13 protein-coding genes and 1 tRNA gene are annotated in these 13019 nt (G+C 66.5%); 1 reads left to right on the forward strand and 13 read right to left on the reverse strand.

What is annotated here, in order from left to right:
* Positions 1-65: 65 nt before the first annotated feature.
* The 11 genes from hisIE to hisS all read right to left on the reverse strand — a co-directional run bounded on the left by hisIE (position 66) and on the right by hisS (position 11024).
* A complete protein-coding gene (hisIE, locus tag J2X06_RS16685) occupies positions 66-683 on the reverse strand; it encodes a bifunctional phosphoribosyl-AMP cyclohydrolase/phosphoribosyl-ATP diphosphatase HisIE (protein ID WP_310064364.1) in 618 nt (205 codons plus the stop codon).
* Entirely contained in the window at positions 673-1449 is a 777-nt protein-coding gene (hisF, locus tag J2X06_RS16690; RefSeq protein WP_310064366.1) for an imidazole glycerol phosphate synthase subunit HisF, read from the reverse strand. Before hisF ends, hisIE begins: the two co-directional genes overlap by 11 nt.
* Positions 1443-2192: a 1-(5-phosphoribosyl)-5-[(5-phosphoribosylamino)methylideneamino]imidazole-4-carboxamide isomerase gene (hisA, locus tag J2X06_RS16695; RefSeq protein WP_310064368.1), complete on the reverse strand. Its 750-nt coding sequence runs from the start codon at positions 2190-2192 to the stop codon at positions 1443-1445. The genes hisF and hisA overlap by 7 nt, the downstream gene beginning before the upstream one ends.
* Positions 2189-2788, reverse strand: a complete 600-nt coding sequence (gene hisH, locus J2X06_RS16700; protein ID WP_310064371.1) for an imidazole glycerol phosphate synthase subunit HisH — start codon at positions 2786-2788, stop codon at positions 2189-2191. The genes hisA and hisH overlap by 4 nt, the downstream gene beginning before the upstream one ends.
* Complete coding sequence (gene hisB, locus J2X06_RS16705; protein WP_310064372.1) at positions 2788-3876, reverse strand: bifunctional histidinol-phosphatase/imidazoleglycerol-phosphate dehydratase HisB; 1089 nt, start codon at positions 3874-3876, stop codon at positions 2788-2790. Before hisB ends, hisH begins: the two co-directional genes overlap by 1 nt.
* Positions 3873-4964, reverse strand: a complete 1092-nt coding sequence (gene hisC, locus J2X06_RS16710) for a histidinol-phosphate transaminase (protein WP_310064374.1) — start codon at positions 4962-4964, stop codon at positions 3873-3875. The genes hisB and hisC overlap by 4 nt, the downstream gene beginning before the upstream one ends.
* Complete coding sequence (hisD, locus tag J2X06_RS16715; protein WP_310064376.1) at positions 4961-6292, reverse strand: histidinol dehydrogenase; 1332 nt, start codon at positions 6290-6292, stop codon at positions 4961-4963. The genes hisC and hisD overlap by 4 nt, the downstream gene beginning before the upstream one ends.
* Positions 6289-7203: an ATP phosphoribosyltransferase gene (gene hisG / locus J2X06_RS16720; RefSeq protein WP_310064377.1), complete on the reverse strand. Its 915-nt coding sequence runs from the start codon at positions 7201-7203 to the stop codon at positions 6289-6291. Before hisG ends, hisD begins: the two co-directional genes overlap by 4 nt.
* Before the next feature lie 39 nt (positions 7204-7242).
* Positions 7243-7554: a YerC/YecD family TrpR-related protein gene (locus J2X06_RS16725; RefSeq protein WP_310064379.1), complete on the reverse strand. Its 312-nt coding sequence runs from the start codon at positions 7552-7554 to the stop codon at positions 7243-7245.
* Positions 7555-7704: 150 nt separating this feature from the next.
* Positions 7705-9594, reverse strand: coding sequence for an HAL/PAL/TAL family ammonia-lyase (locus J2X06_RS16730; protein ID WP_310064381.1), 1890 nt, complete (start codon positions 9592-9594; stop codon positions 7705-7707).
* 2 nt (positions 9595-9596) lie between these two features.
* Positions 9597-11024, reverse strand: coding sequence for a histidine--tRNA ligase (gene hisS, locus J2X06_RS16735; protein WP_310064384.1), 1428 nt, complete (start codon positions 11022-11024; stop codon positions 9597-9599).
* Positions 11025-11170: 146 nt separating this feature from the next.
* On the opposite strand from hisS, the gene J2X06_RS16740 reads away from it, so the two are divergent.
* Positions 11171-11247: transfer RNA gene (locus J2X06_RS16740), tRNA-Pro, on the forward strand.
* Between the two features lie 349 nt (positions 11248-11596).
* On the opposite strand, the gene J2X06_RS16745 is transcribed toward J2X06_RS16740, so the two are convergent.
* Both J2X06_RS16745 and J2X06_RS16750 read right to left on the reverse strand, forming a co-directional pair.
* Complete coding sequence (locus J2X06_RS16745) at positions 11597-11959, reverse strand: hypothetical protein (RefSeq protein ID WP_310064386.1); 363 nt, start codon at positions 11957-11959, stop codon at positions 11597-11599.
* 680 nt (positions 11960-12639) lie between these two features.
* Positions 12640-13008, reverse strand: a complete 369-nt coding sequence (locus J2X06_RS16750) for a hypothetical protein (protein ID WP_310064388.1) — start codon at positions 13006-13008, stop codon at positions 12640-12642.
* Positions 13009-13019 lie beyond the last annotated feature (11 nt).

The raw sequence follows: 13019 nt of genomic DNA on the forward strand, positions 1-13019 counted from the left end.
CGACCGGAGGATTATCGACGGCTGACGCGGCTACCGGAAGCCGACTTTCTGCGTTGCGCCGCAACTCAGCCGCGATGGCGCTGTGCCAGCAGCGACTCGACCTCACGCAATCCCAGGCCGCGCGAGCGCAGCAGCACCAGCAGGTGGTACAGCAGGTCGCCGGCTTCTCCGACCAGGGCCTCGTCGTCCTGGGCCACCGCAGCCAGGGCGGTCTCCACGCCCTCCTCGCCGACTTTCTGCGCGATGCGGTGCACGCCGTCTTCGAACAACCCAGTGGTGTAGCTCCCGGCGGGAAGCCTGCGCTGACGCTCGGCGATCAGCGCATCCAGTTCGGCCATGAAAGCCGATGGCGCCCGCGCAAAGCAGCTGTCACGGCCGAGGTGGCAGGTCGGTCCGCGCGGCCGGGCCTGGACCAACAGCGTATCGGCATCGCAGTCGGCCTCGATCGCCACCAGGGCCAGGTAATTTCCGGAGGTCTCGCCCTTGGTCCACAACCGCTGCCGGCTGCGGCTGTAGAAGGTGACTCGACCGGTATCGAGTGAGGCCTGCAGCGCGGCACGGTCCATATAACCCAACATCAGGACACGCAGCGTGTCGACATCCTGCACCACCGCCGGCAGCAGGCCGTCCTGTTTTTCCCACGCCAGCGCTTCGATCTCCAGCGTGGACGCCTCAGTTGTCATCGCGCACCTCGATGCCTTGCTCACGCAGATGCCGTTTCAGTTCTCCGATGCTCACCGTGCCGGAATGGAACACGCTGGCCGCCAGTGCGGCGTCGACATCGGCCTCGCGGAACACCTGTGCGAAATGACCGGTCTCGCCCGCACCTCCCGACGCCACCAGCGGAACGCTGCAACGCTCGCGCACCGCGCGAAGCTGTCGGATGTCGTAGCCATGGCGCACGCCATCGCTGCCCATGCAGTTGAGGACGATCTCGCCAGCCCCGCGCTGCTGCGCTTCCTCGACCCAGTCCAGCGTGCGCTGCGCCAATGCGCGCGTCCTCGATGGATCGCCCGTGTACTGGCGCACGCGCCACTCGCCATCGTCGTCTCGCAGGCTGTCGATGCCGACCACGACGCACTGGACACCGAAGGCATCCGCCAGCTCGCTGATCAATTGCGGCCGATCCAGCGCCGGCGTGTTGATGGACACCTTGTCGGCGCCGGCATGCAGGACCGCTCGCGCCTCGTCGACGGACCGGATGCCGCCTGCCACGCAGAACGGAATATCGATCACCCGCGCCACGCGCTCGATCCATCCGCGGTCGACGCTGCGGCCTTCCGGGCTGGCGGTGATGTCGTAGAACACCAGTTCATCGGCGCCCTCGTCGCGATAGCGCACGGCCAGAGCGACGATGTCGCCCATGTCGACGTGATCGCGGAAGCGCACGCCCTTGACCACGCGGCCATCGCGCACGTCCAGGCAGGGCACGATGCGACGGCTCAGCATGCCACTGCTCCGCACAACGCCTGCTCCAGCGTGAAGCGCCCTTCGAGCAGCGCCTTGCCTAGCACGGCGCCGCGACATCCCGCCGCGGCCGCGGCCTGGATGTCGTCGACACCGCGGATGCCGCCCGACGCCTGTATGTCCATGTCCGGCGCCCAGGCCGACAACTGCCGGTACAGCGCGATGCTGGGCCCGACAAGCATGCCGTCGCGCGCGATGTCGGTGCACAGCAGGTGACGCACGCCGGCTTCGGCGAACGTTTGCACCAAGGGCTCGAAGCGGATGCCGCTGTCCTGGGTCCAGCCAGCCACCGGCAACGTCCAGATCCCGTCGACATCCTGTCGTACATCGAGTGCGATGGTGATGCGTTCGGCGCCGAAACGCCGTATCCACGCGAGCACCTGTCCGGTTTCGCGCACCGCCATCGAGCCGATCACCACCCGCTCCGCGCCTGCGGTCAGGATGGATTCGACCTCCTGCTCGCTGCGCACACCACCTCCGGTCTGCACGCGCAACGACGTGGCCGCCTTGATCGAAGCCAGCAAGGGGCCGAGCGTGTAGCCGCCGGCACGGGCTGCGTCCAGGTCCACCAGGTGCAGCCAGTCCGCGCCCGCCTGCGCATAGCGCTCGGCGATCGCCAGCGGTGTGCCGTCGTAACGCGTCTCCTGCTCATAGTCGCCCTGGAGCAGGCGCACGACGCGGCCGTCGCGCACATCGATCGCCGGATACAAAGTGCAGGCGCTCATGCGGCCGCCCCGCGCAGGAAATTCTCCAGCAGCCGGCTGCCGACCGCGGCGGACCGTTCCGGGTGGAACTGCGCGCCGTAGCAGTTACCGCGCGCCACCACTGCGGCGAACGCAGCCCCATGGATGGCGGTCGCCAACGTGTCTTCAGTAACGGGCGCGGCGTAGCTGTGCACGAAATAGGCGTGCGCTCCGTCGGCCACGCCATCGAGCAGATGGCTGTCGCGCTCGCTGCGCAGGCGGTTCCAGCCGATGTGCGGCACCCGGGCTTCCGCGGAAGCCGGCATGCGCGCGATGCGCCCCGGCAGCAGGCCCAGGCATTCCACCTCACCCTCCTCCGACGACTCGAACAGCAGCTGCATGCCCAGGCAAATGCCCAGCAGCGGCTGCTTCAGTTCGCGGATCAATTCGACCAGGCCCAGTTCGCGCAGGCGTGCCATTGCCGGACCGGCCGCGCCGACTCCGGGCAGGATCACCCGCTCGGCCTGGGCAATGGTTCCCGGATCTGCGGTGAGCGTGGCGTTGGCGCCCAGCCGCTCCAGCGCGTAGCGCACCGAGCCGATGTTGGCGCCACCGGAATCGATCAGCACCACCTCCATCACAGCGTCCCCTTGGTGCTGGGCAACTCGCTGCCTTCGCGCCGTACGGCCTGGCGCAGCGCACGCGCGGTCGCCTTGAAGCAGGCTTCGACCTTGTGGTGGTCGTTGTCGCCCTCCACGCTGAGGTTGAGGTTCAGCCCCGCGCTCTCGCACAGCGAGCGGAAGAAGTGCGGCACCAGTTCGGTCGGCAGATCGCCGACGCGCTCGCGCGCAAAACGGCCGGAGAACACCAGATACGGTCGTCCCGAAAAATCCAGCGCCGCCGTCGCCAGCGACTCGTCCATCGGCAGCGTGAACCCGTAGCGGCCTATGCCGCGCTTGTCGCCGAGGGCTTCGCGCAGCGCCTGCCCCAACGCCAATGCGCTGTCTTCTACGGTGTGGTGCTCGTCGATGTGCAGGTCGCCCTGGCAGTCCAGCTCCAGCGCGAAACCACCATGCTTGCCGATCTGCTCGAGCATGTGGTCGAAGAAGCCCAGTCCGGTGCTGATCCTCGGTTCGGCGGGACGGTCCAGATCCACCTTCACGCGGATACGCGTCTCGCGCGTATCGCGACGGACCTGCGCGATGCGCGGACGGTCGGCCAGCGCGTGCGCGATCCCGGCCCAGTCCCACTCGCCGCCATCGAAGCGCGCGTTGCGCAGGCGGAAGCCGCGGATGCCCAGGTTCTGTGCAAAGACGATGTCGCTGTCGCGGTCGCCGACCATGGCCGAGCGCGACCAGTCGATGCCGCGGTCCTGCAGATAGGGCAGCGCCAGCCCGATGCCGGGCTTTCGCGTCGGCGCGTTGTCGTCGGGCCAGCTGCGGTCGATCAGCACGTCGCGGAAGAAAACGCCCTGGCTGGCAAACACCTGCATCATCAGGCCGTGCGGTCCGTCAAACTGGTCCTGCGGGTAATGCTCGCTGCCCAGGCCGTCCTGGTTGGTGACGATGACGAACTCGTAGCCCGCGTCGCGCAGGCGCAGCATCGCGGGGATGACGCCTTCGACGAAGCGCAGCTTTTCGTAACTGTCGATCTGGAAGTCGTCCGGCTCCTCGATCAGGGTGCCGTCGCGATCGACGAACAAGATCGGGCGTGGCGCGGTGCTCATGCGGCCTCCCGGCTACGGGCCAATGCGCGGACCACCTCGGCGTTCTGCTCCGGCGTGCCCAGGCTGATGCGCAGTGCATCGCCAAGCGCGGGCGCGGCACGCATGTCGCGCACGACGATGCCGGCGGCCAGAAGGCTCTCGAATGCACGCTGGGCATCGTCGAAGCGCACAAGCAGGAAGTTCGCCTGCGACGGATAGACCTGCCGGACGCCGGGCGACGCCGTCAGTTGCCGGTACAGGCGATCACGCTCGCCGCAGGCGGTGGCGATGCGCTGGCGGGTACTGATCAGCGCATCGGGCGCCAGCGCCGCCAACGCGAGGGCCACGCTCGGCGCTGGTAGCGGATACGGCGCCTGGCAGCGTTGCAGCACCGACACCAGCGCGGCATCGGCGATGACGCTGCCGATGCGAGCGGCAGCCAGCGCGTGGGCTTTGGACAGCGTGCGCAGGACGGCGATGTTGGGATTGGATTGGATCAGCGTCGTGGCCGACGCGGCGCAGGCGAATTCGGCATAGGCCTCGTCCATCACCACCAATGCCCGACCCTGCAACCGGCTTGCCAGCGCGTCCACGGCTTCCAGAGGCAGCGATGTTCCGGAAGGATTGCCAGGCGAGCACAGAAATACCAGCTTCGCCGAAGCTGCCAATGCGGCATCGGCGACGGCGTCGAAGTCACAGGCAAAACCGTCGGCCCGATCGATCAGCGGCACTTCGACAACCCGCGTGCCGTGCAACCGTGCGCAGACCGCGTACATGCCGAAGGTGGGCGGCGTCAGCACCACCGCATCCTGTCCCGGACGGCATAGCGCCCGCACCAGCAGGTCGATGGCCTCGTCGCTGCCTCGTCCGGCCAGCAACAGCTCCGGATTGCAGCCGTACAGGCTCGCCAGCGTCCGACGCAGCGCCTGCGGCTGCGGATCGGGGTAACGACGCACAGTCCCCGCGGCATCGGCGTCGCTGGACCATGGCGATTCGTTGGCATTGAGCCAGATGCGCCCATCGAGCGACTCGCTGCGCGCGGACCGGTATCCGGCGAACGAACGCAGGTCTTCGCGCACCAGATCGGTCACGCAGCCCGACCCGCTCATGGCGCCACCGCCTGCAGGCGCAGGGCCACGGCCATCCGATGGGCATCCAGGCCCTCCGCCGATGCCAGTTCGACGGCGCAAGGGCCGATGGCGGCAATGCCGCGCGGATTCACTTCCTGCACCGTGATCGATACCTGGAAGCTGGCCACGCTCACGCCGCTGCTGAAGCGGGCGGCGCCGCTGGTCGGCAGCACGTGGTTGGTGCCGCTGCAATAGTCGCCCAACGCCTCTGGAGCCCAGTCGCCGAGGAACACCGATCCCGCTGCCTGCACCTGCGGCAGCCAGGCCCGCGCATCGCGAAGCGCCAGGATGAGGTGCTCCGGCGCATAGCGATTGCTGATGTCCAGTGCCTGTGCGATCGATGCCACGCGAATGGCGCGCGAGGACGCCAGCGCCTGCCGCGCGATGCCGGCGCGCGGCAGCGCATCGAGCTGAAGTTCGACCTCCGCCATCACCGCGTCGATCAGCGCGTCGTCGTTGCTGAGCAGCAATACCTGCGAGTCGGGCCCGTGCTCCGCCTGCGACAGCAGGTCGGCCGCGACGAACGACGCATTGGCGCCGGCGTCGGCGATCACCAGCACTTCCGAAGGGCCCGCTGGCATATCGATGGCGGCACCGTCGTCGGCCACTGCCACCTGCCGCTTCGCTTCGGTGACATAGGCATTGCCGGGCCCGAACAGCTTGTCGCAACGCGGCACGCTGCCCGTGCCGAAAGCCATCGCCGCGATCGCCTGTGCCCCGCCGATCTTGTAGACGCGCGTTACGCCGCATCGCCGCGCGGCATAGAGCACCGCCGGATCGGCACTGCCGTCGCGACGCGGCGGCGTGCACAGCACCACGTTCGGACAGCCGGCCAGTTGCGCCGGCACGCCGAGCATCAGCGCCGTGGAGGGCAATGGCGCGGACCCGGCCGGAACGTACAGGCCGACGTTCCGGATCGGACGCAGGATGCGCTCGCAAGACACGCCCGGCGCGGTTTCGAGCGAATAGGCCGCGGTCATTCCTGCTATGTGGAAGCTCGCGATCCGTGCAGCGGCCTCGTCGATGGCATCGCGCAGCGATCGCGGCAAGCCGGATTCGGCTGCACTGAATTCATCGACATCCACGGCAAGATCGTCCAGCTCGATCCCGTCGAAACGCCGGGTGCAGGCGCGCACGGCGGCATCACCGTCGCGACGCACTTCGTCGAGGATCGCCGCGACCGCCGCGGCCGTCGTGGCCTGGGTGACCTGCGCCGGCCGCCGCAATGCCTGTTCGCGCTGGGCTGCGTCCAGTGCATTCCAGTCGAGCCGATTCCAATTCAGCAATTCGGGAGGTGTGCAGGTCATGCCAGCATGCCCTCCACCGGCAACACCATCAGGCCGCGTGCGCCGGCACGCTTGAGTTCCTCCAGTCGCTGCCAGGTCAGCGCGCCGTGGCACAACGCCTGCAATGCCAGGCTGTCCTGCCCGTCCACCTGCATGACCGTCGGTGTTTCCGCGTCGGGCAGCAGCGGCAGCAGATCGGGCAGGACGCTGCGAGGCGCCTGGAACAGCAGCAGTTTGCTGTGGCGTATCCGCAATGCCCCGTCGAGTCGGCGCAGCAGCAGATCGGCGAGTTCACCGCGGACGTCGTCGAACGCCTGCTCCGGTCCGGCCAGCACCGCTTCGCTCTCGATCAGCGTCTGCACGGGCTTGAGCTGGTTGGCGGCCAGCGTGGCGCCACTGGAGACGAGATCGCAGATGGCATCGGCTTGTCCGAGACGGGGAGCGATCTCGACCGAGCCTGACAACACCACCACCTTGGCGTCGATGCACTGCGTCGCCAGCCATTGCGACAAAAGCGCCGGATAACTGGTGGCGATGCGCTTGCCCGCGAGTTGGGATACCGAACGCCACTCCCAGCCATCGGGCACGGCCAGTGCCAGTCGGCAGCCGCCAAAACCGAGCGCACGCCATTCGCGGAACGCCGGCGCGCGACCGATGCCGCGGCGCTCGCCGTCCTGCTCCAGCAGCACGTTGCGGCCGACGATGCCCAGGTCGCAGACGCCGTCGGCGATCAGCCCCGGGATGTCGTCGTCGCGCACCAGCAGCAGGTCGACCGGCAGCGTTTCGCCATAACAGAACAGGCGATCGCGGCTCTCGCGCCAGCTCAGGCCGCAGGAACTGAGCAGCGCGCGCGCCGGCTCGGCCAGGCGGCCGGATTTCTGGATGGCGATGCGCAAGCGGTCGCGCGCGGGCGCGGCACTGGGGGGAGTCATGGCATATCTCGGGAAGTATTCGGGGCGGGTTCGGGACGATCAGCGCGACCTGGCCGGATGTCGCGACAGTGCGGCCGCGTACCCCCCCGCGCCCCGCTCCAGCGTGCGCGCCACGCGACCGATGGTGGTCACGCTGACCTGTGTGCGCTCATGGATCTCGCGGTACGGGACGCTCTGCTCCAGCAGCGGCACGACCCGCCAGCGATCGGTCATCGCCTCCAGCTCCGCGGGCGTGCACAGGTCTTCGAGGAACGCCCTGATCTGCGCCGTGCTGCGCAGGCCGGCCAGGGCAGCCGACAGGCTGCCCAGCGGATCTTCGGCGTTGTCGATGTCGTGGGCGCGTCGCTTCATGCCGGGGAGCCTGCCAAATCACGTATTAATGTATTAACGCGTTAATACATTAGATGCGCGAATCGTCGTCGTCAAGCCGCGGCCCCAGGCTTCACTCAGGATTGGTCGACAAAGGGCCCCCGGCGCACGACAGCGCCGAGGGCAGCGGCTTTACGCGCCCCTGGCGGCTGCCAGGACGCGGTTCTCGGCGACCAGGCGCACGGCGGTGGCGACCTCGCCATCCATCGCCCGGTCGCGGTCGAGGAACGGAATCTCGGCGCGGATGGCGGCATGCGCGGCGGACACGGCGCGACCCGGCGTGAAGTCGTCGGACTTGGCCAACTCGACGCGCAAGGATTCGACTTCATCCAGGAACGCGTCGTACTCAAGCGTGCCCGGCGTCGGCCCACCGGCCACTTTCGCCGCCAGCGCGCGCGCGTCGGCGCGGTCGGCCAGGTCGCGCGCGGCATTGATCATGTCGCGGCGCAGGTCCAGCGCCTGCGCGGCGGTATACAGCTCCAGCGCCAGCACCTTGCCGAGGTCGTCGGCCATCGCAAGCACGTGACGGGCCTCATTGGCGCCCATCGAGACGTGATCCTCGGCGTTGGCGCTGGTCGGGATCGAATAGACCGAGGCCGGATGCGCGCGACTGGCCAGGTCGTTGACGATCGCCGCTGCGGTGTACTGCACGATCATGTGGCCCGACTCGGTGGAGTCCTCGTTGCCGATCAGGAATCCCGGCAGGCCGTCGTTGGTGGCCGGATCGACCAGCTTGTTGAGGCGGCGCTCGGAAATGCTCGCCAGCACCGGGATCGCCGCCTTCACGTAGCTCATCGCCAGCGCCAGCGGCATGCCGTGGAAATGGCCGGCCGAGATCACCTGCTGCTCGACGAACTCCGCCTTGGCATCCGGGAACACGATGGGGTTGTCGGTCAGTGCGTTGAGCTCGATGTCGAGCACGCGCGCGGCCTGGGCGACGGCGTCGCGCACCGCGCCATGCACCTGCGGGATGCAGCGAAGCGAGTAGCTGTCCTGCGGCTGGTGCTTCTTGCCACCGCGGAACGGCCGGAAGCGCGTGTAGAACTTCTCTCGGCCATGGCGCTGGGTCAACGGCACCCAGTCCCAGCCGATGTCGAAGCGCAGCGCCTGCGATTGCGCGGTGTCCCAGCTGCCGGGCTGCCAGGCGCGGAACTTCGGCACCAAGTGATACGGGATATCGGCCAGCGTCGAGCCTGCGAGCAGGCGGCGCAGGTTGCCAGCGCTTTCGACCTGGCCCGGATGCGGACGCAGCGCATGCACTTCCTCGGCGAACGCGCCAAGCCGGCCGGCGAAGGCGTCGATGGTCATCGCCGCGGCCAGATCGGCGGTGTCCATCAGCTCCTCGAGCCGCGCCAGCGCCAGCACGCCGCAGGCAAGCATCTGCGCGGTGCCGTTGTTGAGCGCCAGGCCTTCCTTGTACGACAGCGTCACCGGCGCCAGGCCGGCGCGCTTCAGCGCTTGCGCGCCCTTCAATCGCTCGCCCTGATAGAACGCCTCGCCGCCGCCCAGCAGCACGATGGCCAGGTGCGACAGCGGCGCCAGATCGCCACTGGCGCCTACCGAACCCAACTGCGGCACCACAGGCACGATGCCGGCATTGAGCATGGCCGCCAGCGCCTGCAGGGTTTCGACGCGGATGCCGGAATGCCCGCGCATCAACGTGTTGATGCGGATGCACAACATCGCGCGGACGATCTCCGGCGCGAACGGCTCGCCGACGCACACCGCATGGGTCACGATCAGGTTGCGCTGCAGCTCTTCGTGCAGGGTTTCATTCGAGGGTTTCGCGCCGGGCAACTGGTCGCGCAGGTGATGCGCGCCGAGCAGGCGGTCGGCATTGCTGCCGAAGCCGGTCGAGACACCGTAGATGGGCTCTTCGCGGCGCACCTGTTCGGCCAGGAAATCGGCGGCGCGTGCCACCGCGGGCAGCTGCTCGGCAGCCAGTTCGACCTGGGCGCCACGGGCCACGGCCACCAGCCCGGCGCGCGTCAGCGTGCGGCCATCGAGACGTACGACATTCATTTTCATGCGGTCGGTTGAGCCTTGGACAATGCCTGGGCCTGCGCGAGTTCGACGCGCAGCGTTTTGGCGAGTTCGGAACGCGGAACCTCGAACTGGTCCTCGCGGCGCAGATCCTTGACCGTGACCGTGCCCTTGGCGATCTCATCCTCGCCCAGCACGATCACGAAGCGGATGCCGGCGCGGTCGGCGTACTTGAACTGCTTGCCGAGCTTGGACGGTTCCATCACCACCTCGGTGTTGAAGCCGCCGTGGCGCAGCTCGCCGGCCACCGCCAGGCAATGCGGCAGATGCGCCGCGTCCATCTGCGTGACCAGCGCCTGCACTGTGCTTTGCGCGGTATCCAGCAGGCCGGCCTCGCGCAGCTGCCAGAACAGCCGCGTCAGGCCGATCGAGATGCCCACGCCCGGCAGCTTCGACTTGGTGTAGTGGCTGGCCAGGTTCTCGTAGCGACCGCCCGAGCAGACCGAGCCGATCTGCGGGTAATCGTTGAGCGTGGTCTCGTAGACGGTGCCGGTGTAGTAGTCCAGGCCGCGCGCGATCGAGAAGTTGAGCGCGTAGGCGCTTTCCGGAACGCCCAGCGCGCGCACCAGTTCCAGCACTTCACGCAGCTCGGCCACGCCCTCGCGCAGCGCGTCGGTGCCCTCGCCCAGTGCATCGAGCTTGGCCAGCGCGTCAGCGTGCGAGGTCGAACGCACTTTCACGAAGTCCAGGATGCGGGCGACGACTGTGTCGGCCAGGCCGAAGTCGTCGACCAGCGTGTCGCGCACGTGCCCCTCGCCACGCTTGTCGAGCTTGTCGACCTCGCGCAGCACCAGCGCCTGCTGTTCGCCGTCGGCGACGCCCAGCGCCTCGAAGAAACCGCGCATCAGCTTGCGGTTGTTGAGCTGGATGGTGAATGCGCCGACATTCAGTTCCGAGAACACGGCGTGGATCACCGCCGGCAGTTCGGCGTCGAAGCGGATCGACAGCGCGTCCTTGCCGATCACGTCGATGTCGCATTGGTAGAACTCGCGGAAACGGCCGCGCTGGGCACGCTCGCCGCGATACACGCGCTGCATCTGGTAGCGGCGGAACGGAAACGCCAACTCATGCTCGTGCTCGGCGACGTAGCGCGCCAGCGGGACGGTCAGATCGAAGCGCAGGGCCAGTTCCGGCGTGGATTCCCCGCCGCCCTCGGACTTGCCCAGCGCGCCGGTGGACTGCACGAAATAGACCTGCCGCTCGGTCTCGCCTCCGGACTTGGTCAGCAGCACTTCAGACAGCTCCATGACCGGCGTTTCTACCGGAAGGAAGCCGAAGCGTTCGAAATTGCGACGGATCGTGTCCAGCATGCGCTGGAAGGCGATCTGGTCAGGAGGCAGCAGCTCCATGACCCCAGGTGGGGTGCGCGGCTTGATCAAGCGGGGCTCCGGTGACGGCGGACCGCCCATGCGGCCCGGTACAGGTGGGGAAAACCCGCACAGTTTAGCGGTTGCCGCTCGGGATGAGCCTGACAATGGAACGAACCGAAAGGAAAATTGCATCCAACCCCTTGCCTCGACCCCGCAGAACTGACTAGAATTTGCGGCTCAGCAGTCGGGGTGTAGCTCAGCCTGGTAGAGCGCTACGTTCGGGACGTAGAAGTCGCAGGTTCAAATCCTGTCTCCCCGACCAATAAAACAAGCTGAATCGGAAAGCCCAGCCATCGCGCTGGGCTTTTTCGTTCTGCAACCGTTCTGCAAAACGGCCAGGACTCAGCCGGCATCCTTTAGGGGCTTTCTAGGTCTGATCGCCCGATTGCCTCCTGGAATGGCGGATAGGCGTCGTCGCCTGACTGCTCACGATATCGACGATCAGCATTTGAACGCCAGGGCACTTCCTCAGGGCTTCGGCTTCGCGCGGTCTACGGCCGACATCGGCACCACAGGCCAGCCGGCCTGCGACTTGGCCGCGCGAGCCAGAAGTTAGGAAAAGCGGCGCGTCGGCCATCTATGGCTCGCAAAGCTTCGACTTGAATGAACAGTTAGAGCTCGTCAGGACGCTTGCTATCCCAATCTGGAGCGTGCAGAAGGACCGGGGCACGGTCGGGCGTTCCCCAGATTGGCGAGCCAATGTCCCAGTAGAAAAAGTGTGCCTTCTTGCCGCTCTTTAGGGTGCTTTCGGTCTGCGTGCCTCTCTTTGTGTAAACCACGACAAGATCACCTGCAGCAACTGGCTTATATGGAAACCAGAACGCGTGGCGCACGCCGATTGTCACGTCCTCGTCTTTGAATCCTGTTTGAAGGAGCAGGTACTCGCCAATATCGGTATCAGCCTGCACCTTGAGCAAAATTCGTTCTTTCTCAAGGTCTTCCTTGTCTGCAACAGAGGAGATCGTGACCTTCATTTCCTTACCACCTTAGCGACTACTCCACCGCCCACTAGCACTAACCCAAAGAGCACACTTATCAATCCGGCCGGCTGCTGAGCCCAAAGGCTAGGGGCGAAGCCAAGTGCGACAGAGCCTAGACATAGGCAGACACCGTAGAGGATTTCGGAAGAGTCGGTCGCTTTCCTCTGCTCGTCGAGCACAGCGCACCGCTTGTCTGCGTCATGATACTTGTCCCGTATCGACCGAAGCTCGATTGCCTCTCGCTCTAGGCGATCAACGTCGTCCAGCAGCATTCGCTGCACCGCTGGCGAAGAGAGTTCTTCGTCTGATAGCTCGCGCCGCAGCTTGGAGAAGGATTGCCTACCTTTTGCAGGCGCAACAGGTCCCGGATCGGCTGGCGCAACCGGCTCCTGAACTGGCTTTTCTGTTTCAGACATGCGATTGCCTATAGCCCACTGATTAGCCCTGAGCTTATGCAACCCAGGTCCGGCTAACAAGCCGATGTATAACCGGACAAGCTGGCTCCGGCAGGGGTCGCAATGTCCGCGACAGCCAGACGCACAATTACCCTATGCGCCCGCCCCACCCCGACCTCAAATGGCGTCCGGCCAACTCGGCTGGGTGTTGCCCCCAGCCCGCACCCGATCAGCCAGTACCGCAACTGGCAAACCGTCAGTGCGCGGATTGTTCGGGCATCAATCCGTCATTGCTTTCAACATTTCCATCCCTTTCTCAGTCGGCACAAAATGCAGAAATACACCCTCCTGGGCTTGCACCTTAGTCAGCTTGATCAGTCCCTGCTTCTCAAGCTCGGCCAGCCCACGCAACTGGGTTGAACTGAGAGAGTCCTCCAGGACGTACGATTTGGGATCAGCCTGCTCAAGCATTCCTAGAGCAGCGAGGCCCACTCCTAGCTTGTCCCGACTGTGCCTATCGATCTCTTTTACCACCTGAAAGACCGAGGGCGCGGATGCTCCCGCGCCACCGTTGAGCTGGCCCGTCTCGCGCCCGCAACCGGACAGCATGGCTGCAATGGCAACAACTTGAAGCATCGCGTGTTTCATTCTCATGGAGT

The sequence above is a fragment of the Lysobacter niastensis genome, from assembly GCF_031457115.1.
In the GTDB taxonomy this organism is placed as follows: domain Bacteria; phylum Pseudomonadota; class Gammaproteobacteria; order Xanthomonadales; family Xanthomonadaceae; genus Lysobacter_J; species Lysobacter_J niastensis_A.

Excerpts from the sequence above, each read along its gene's own strand:
- hisG (WP_310064377.1), bottom strand. The coding sequence starts at position 7,203 with ATGACTCCCCCCAGTGCCGCGCCCGCGCGCGACCGCTTGCGCATCGCC.
- hisA (WP_310064368.1), bottom strand. The coding sequence starts at position 2,192 with ATGAGCGCCTGCACTTTGTATCCGGCGATCGATGTGCGCGACGGCCGC.
- hisS (WP_310064384.1), bottom strand. The coding sequence starts at position 11,024 with ATGGGCGGTCCGCCGTCACCGGAGCCCCGCTTGATCAAGCCGCGCACC.
- hisF (WP_310064366.1), bottom strand. The coding sequence starts at position 1,449 with ATGCTGAGCCGTCGCATCGTGCCCTGCCTGGACGTGCGCGATGGCCGC.
- hisD (WP_310064376.1), bottom strand. The coding sequence starts at position 6,292 with ATGACCTGCACACCTCCCGAATTGCTGAATTGGAATCGGCTCGACTGG.
- J2X06_RS16750 (WP_310064388.1), bottom strand. The coding sequence starts at position 13,008 with ATGAAACACGCGATGCTTCAAGTTGTTGCCATTGCAGCCATGCTGTCC.
- hisC (WP_310064374.1), bottom strand. The coding sequence starts at position 4,964 with ATGAGCGGGTCGGGCTGCGTGACCGATCTGGTGCGCGAAGACCTGCGT.
- J2X06_RS16730 (WP_310064381.1), bottom strand. The coding sequence starts at position 9,594 with ATGAATGTCGTACGTCTCGATGGCCGCACGCTGACGCGCGCCGGGCTG.
- J2X06_RS16745 (WP_310064386.1), bottom strand. The coding sequence starts at position 11,959 with ATGAAGGTCACGATCTCCTCTGTTGCAGACAAGGAAGACCTTGAGAAA.
- hisH (WP_310064371.1), bottom strand. The coding sequence starts at position 2,788 with ATGGAGGTGGTGCTGATCGATTCCGGTGGCGCCAACATCGGCTCGGTG.
- hisIE (WP_310064364.1), bottom strand. The coding sequence starts at position 683 with ATGACAACTGAGGCGTCCACGCTGGAGATCGAAGCGCTGGCGTGGGAA.
- hisB (WP_310064372.1), bottom strand. The coding sequence starts at position 3,876 with ATGAGCACCGCGCCACGCCCGATCTTGTTCGTCGATCGCGACGGCACC.
- J2X06_RS16725 (WP_310064379.1), bottom strand. The coding sequence starts at position 7,554 with ATGAAGCGACGCGCCCACGACATCGACAACGCCGAAGATCCGCTGGGC.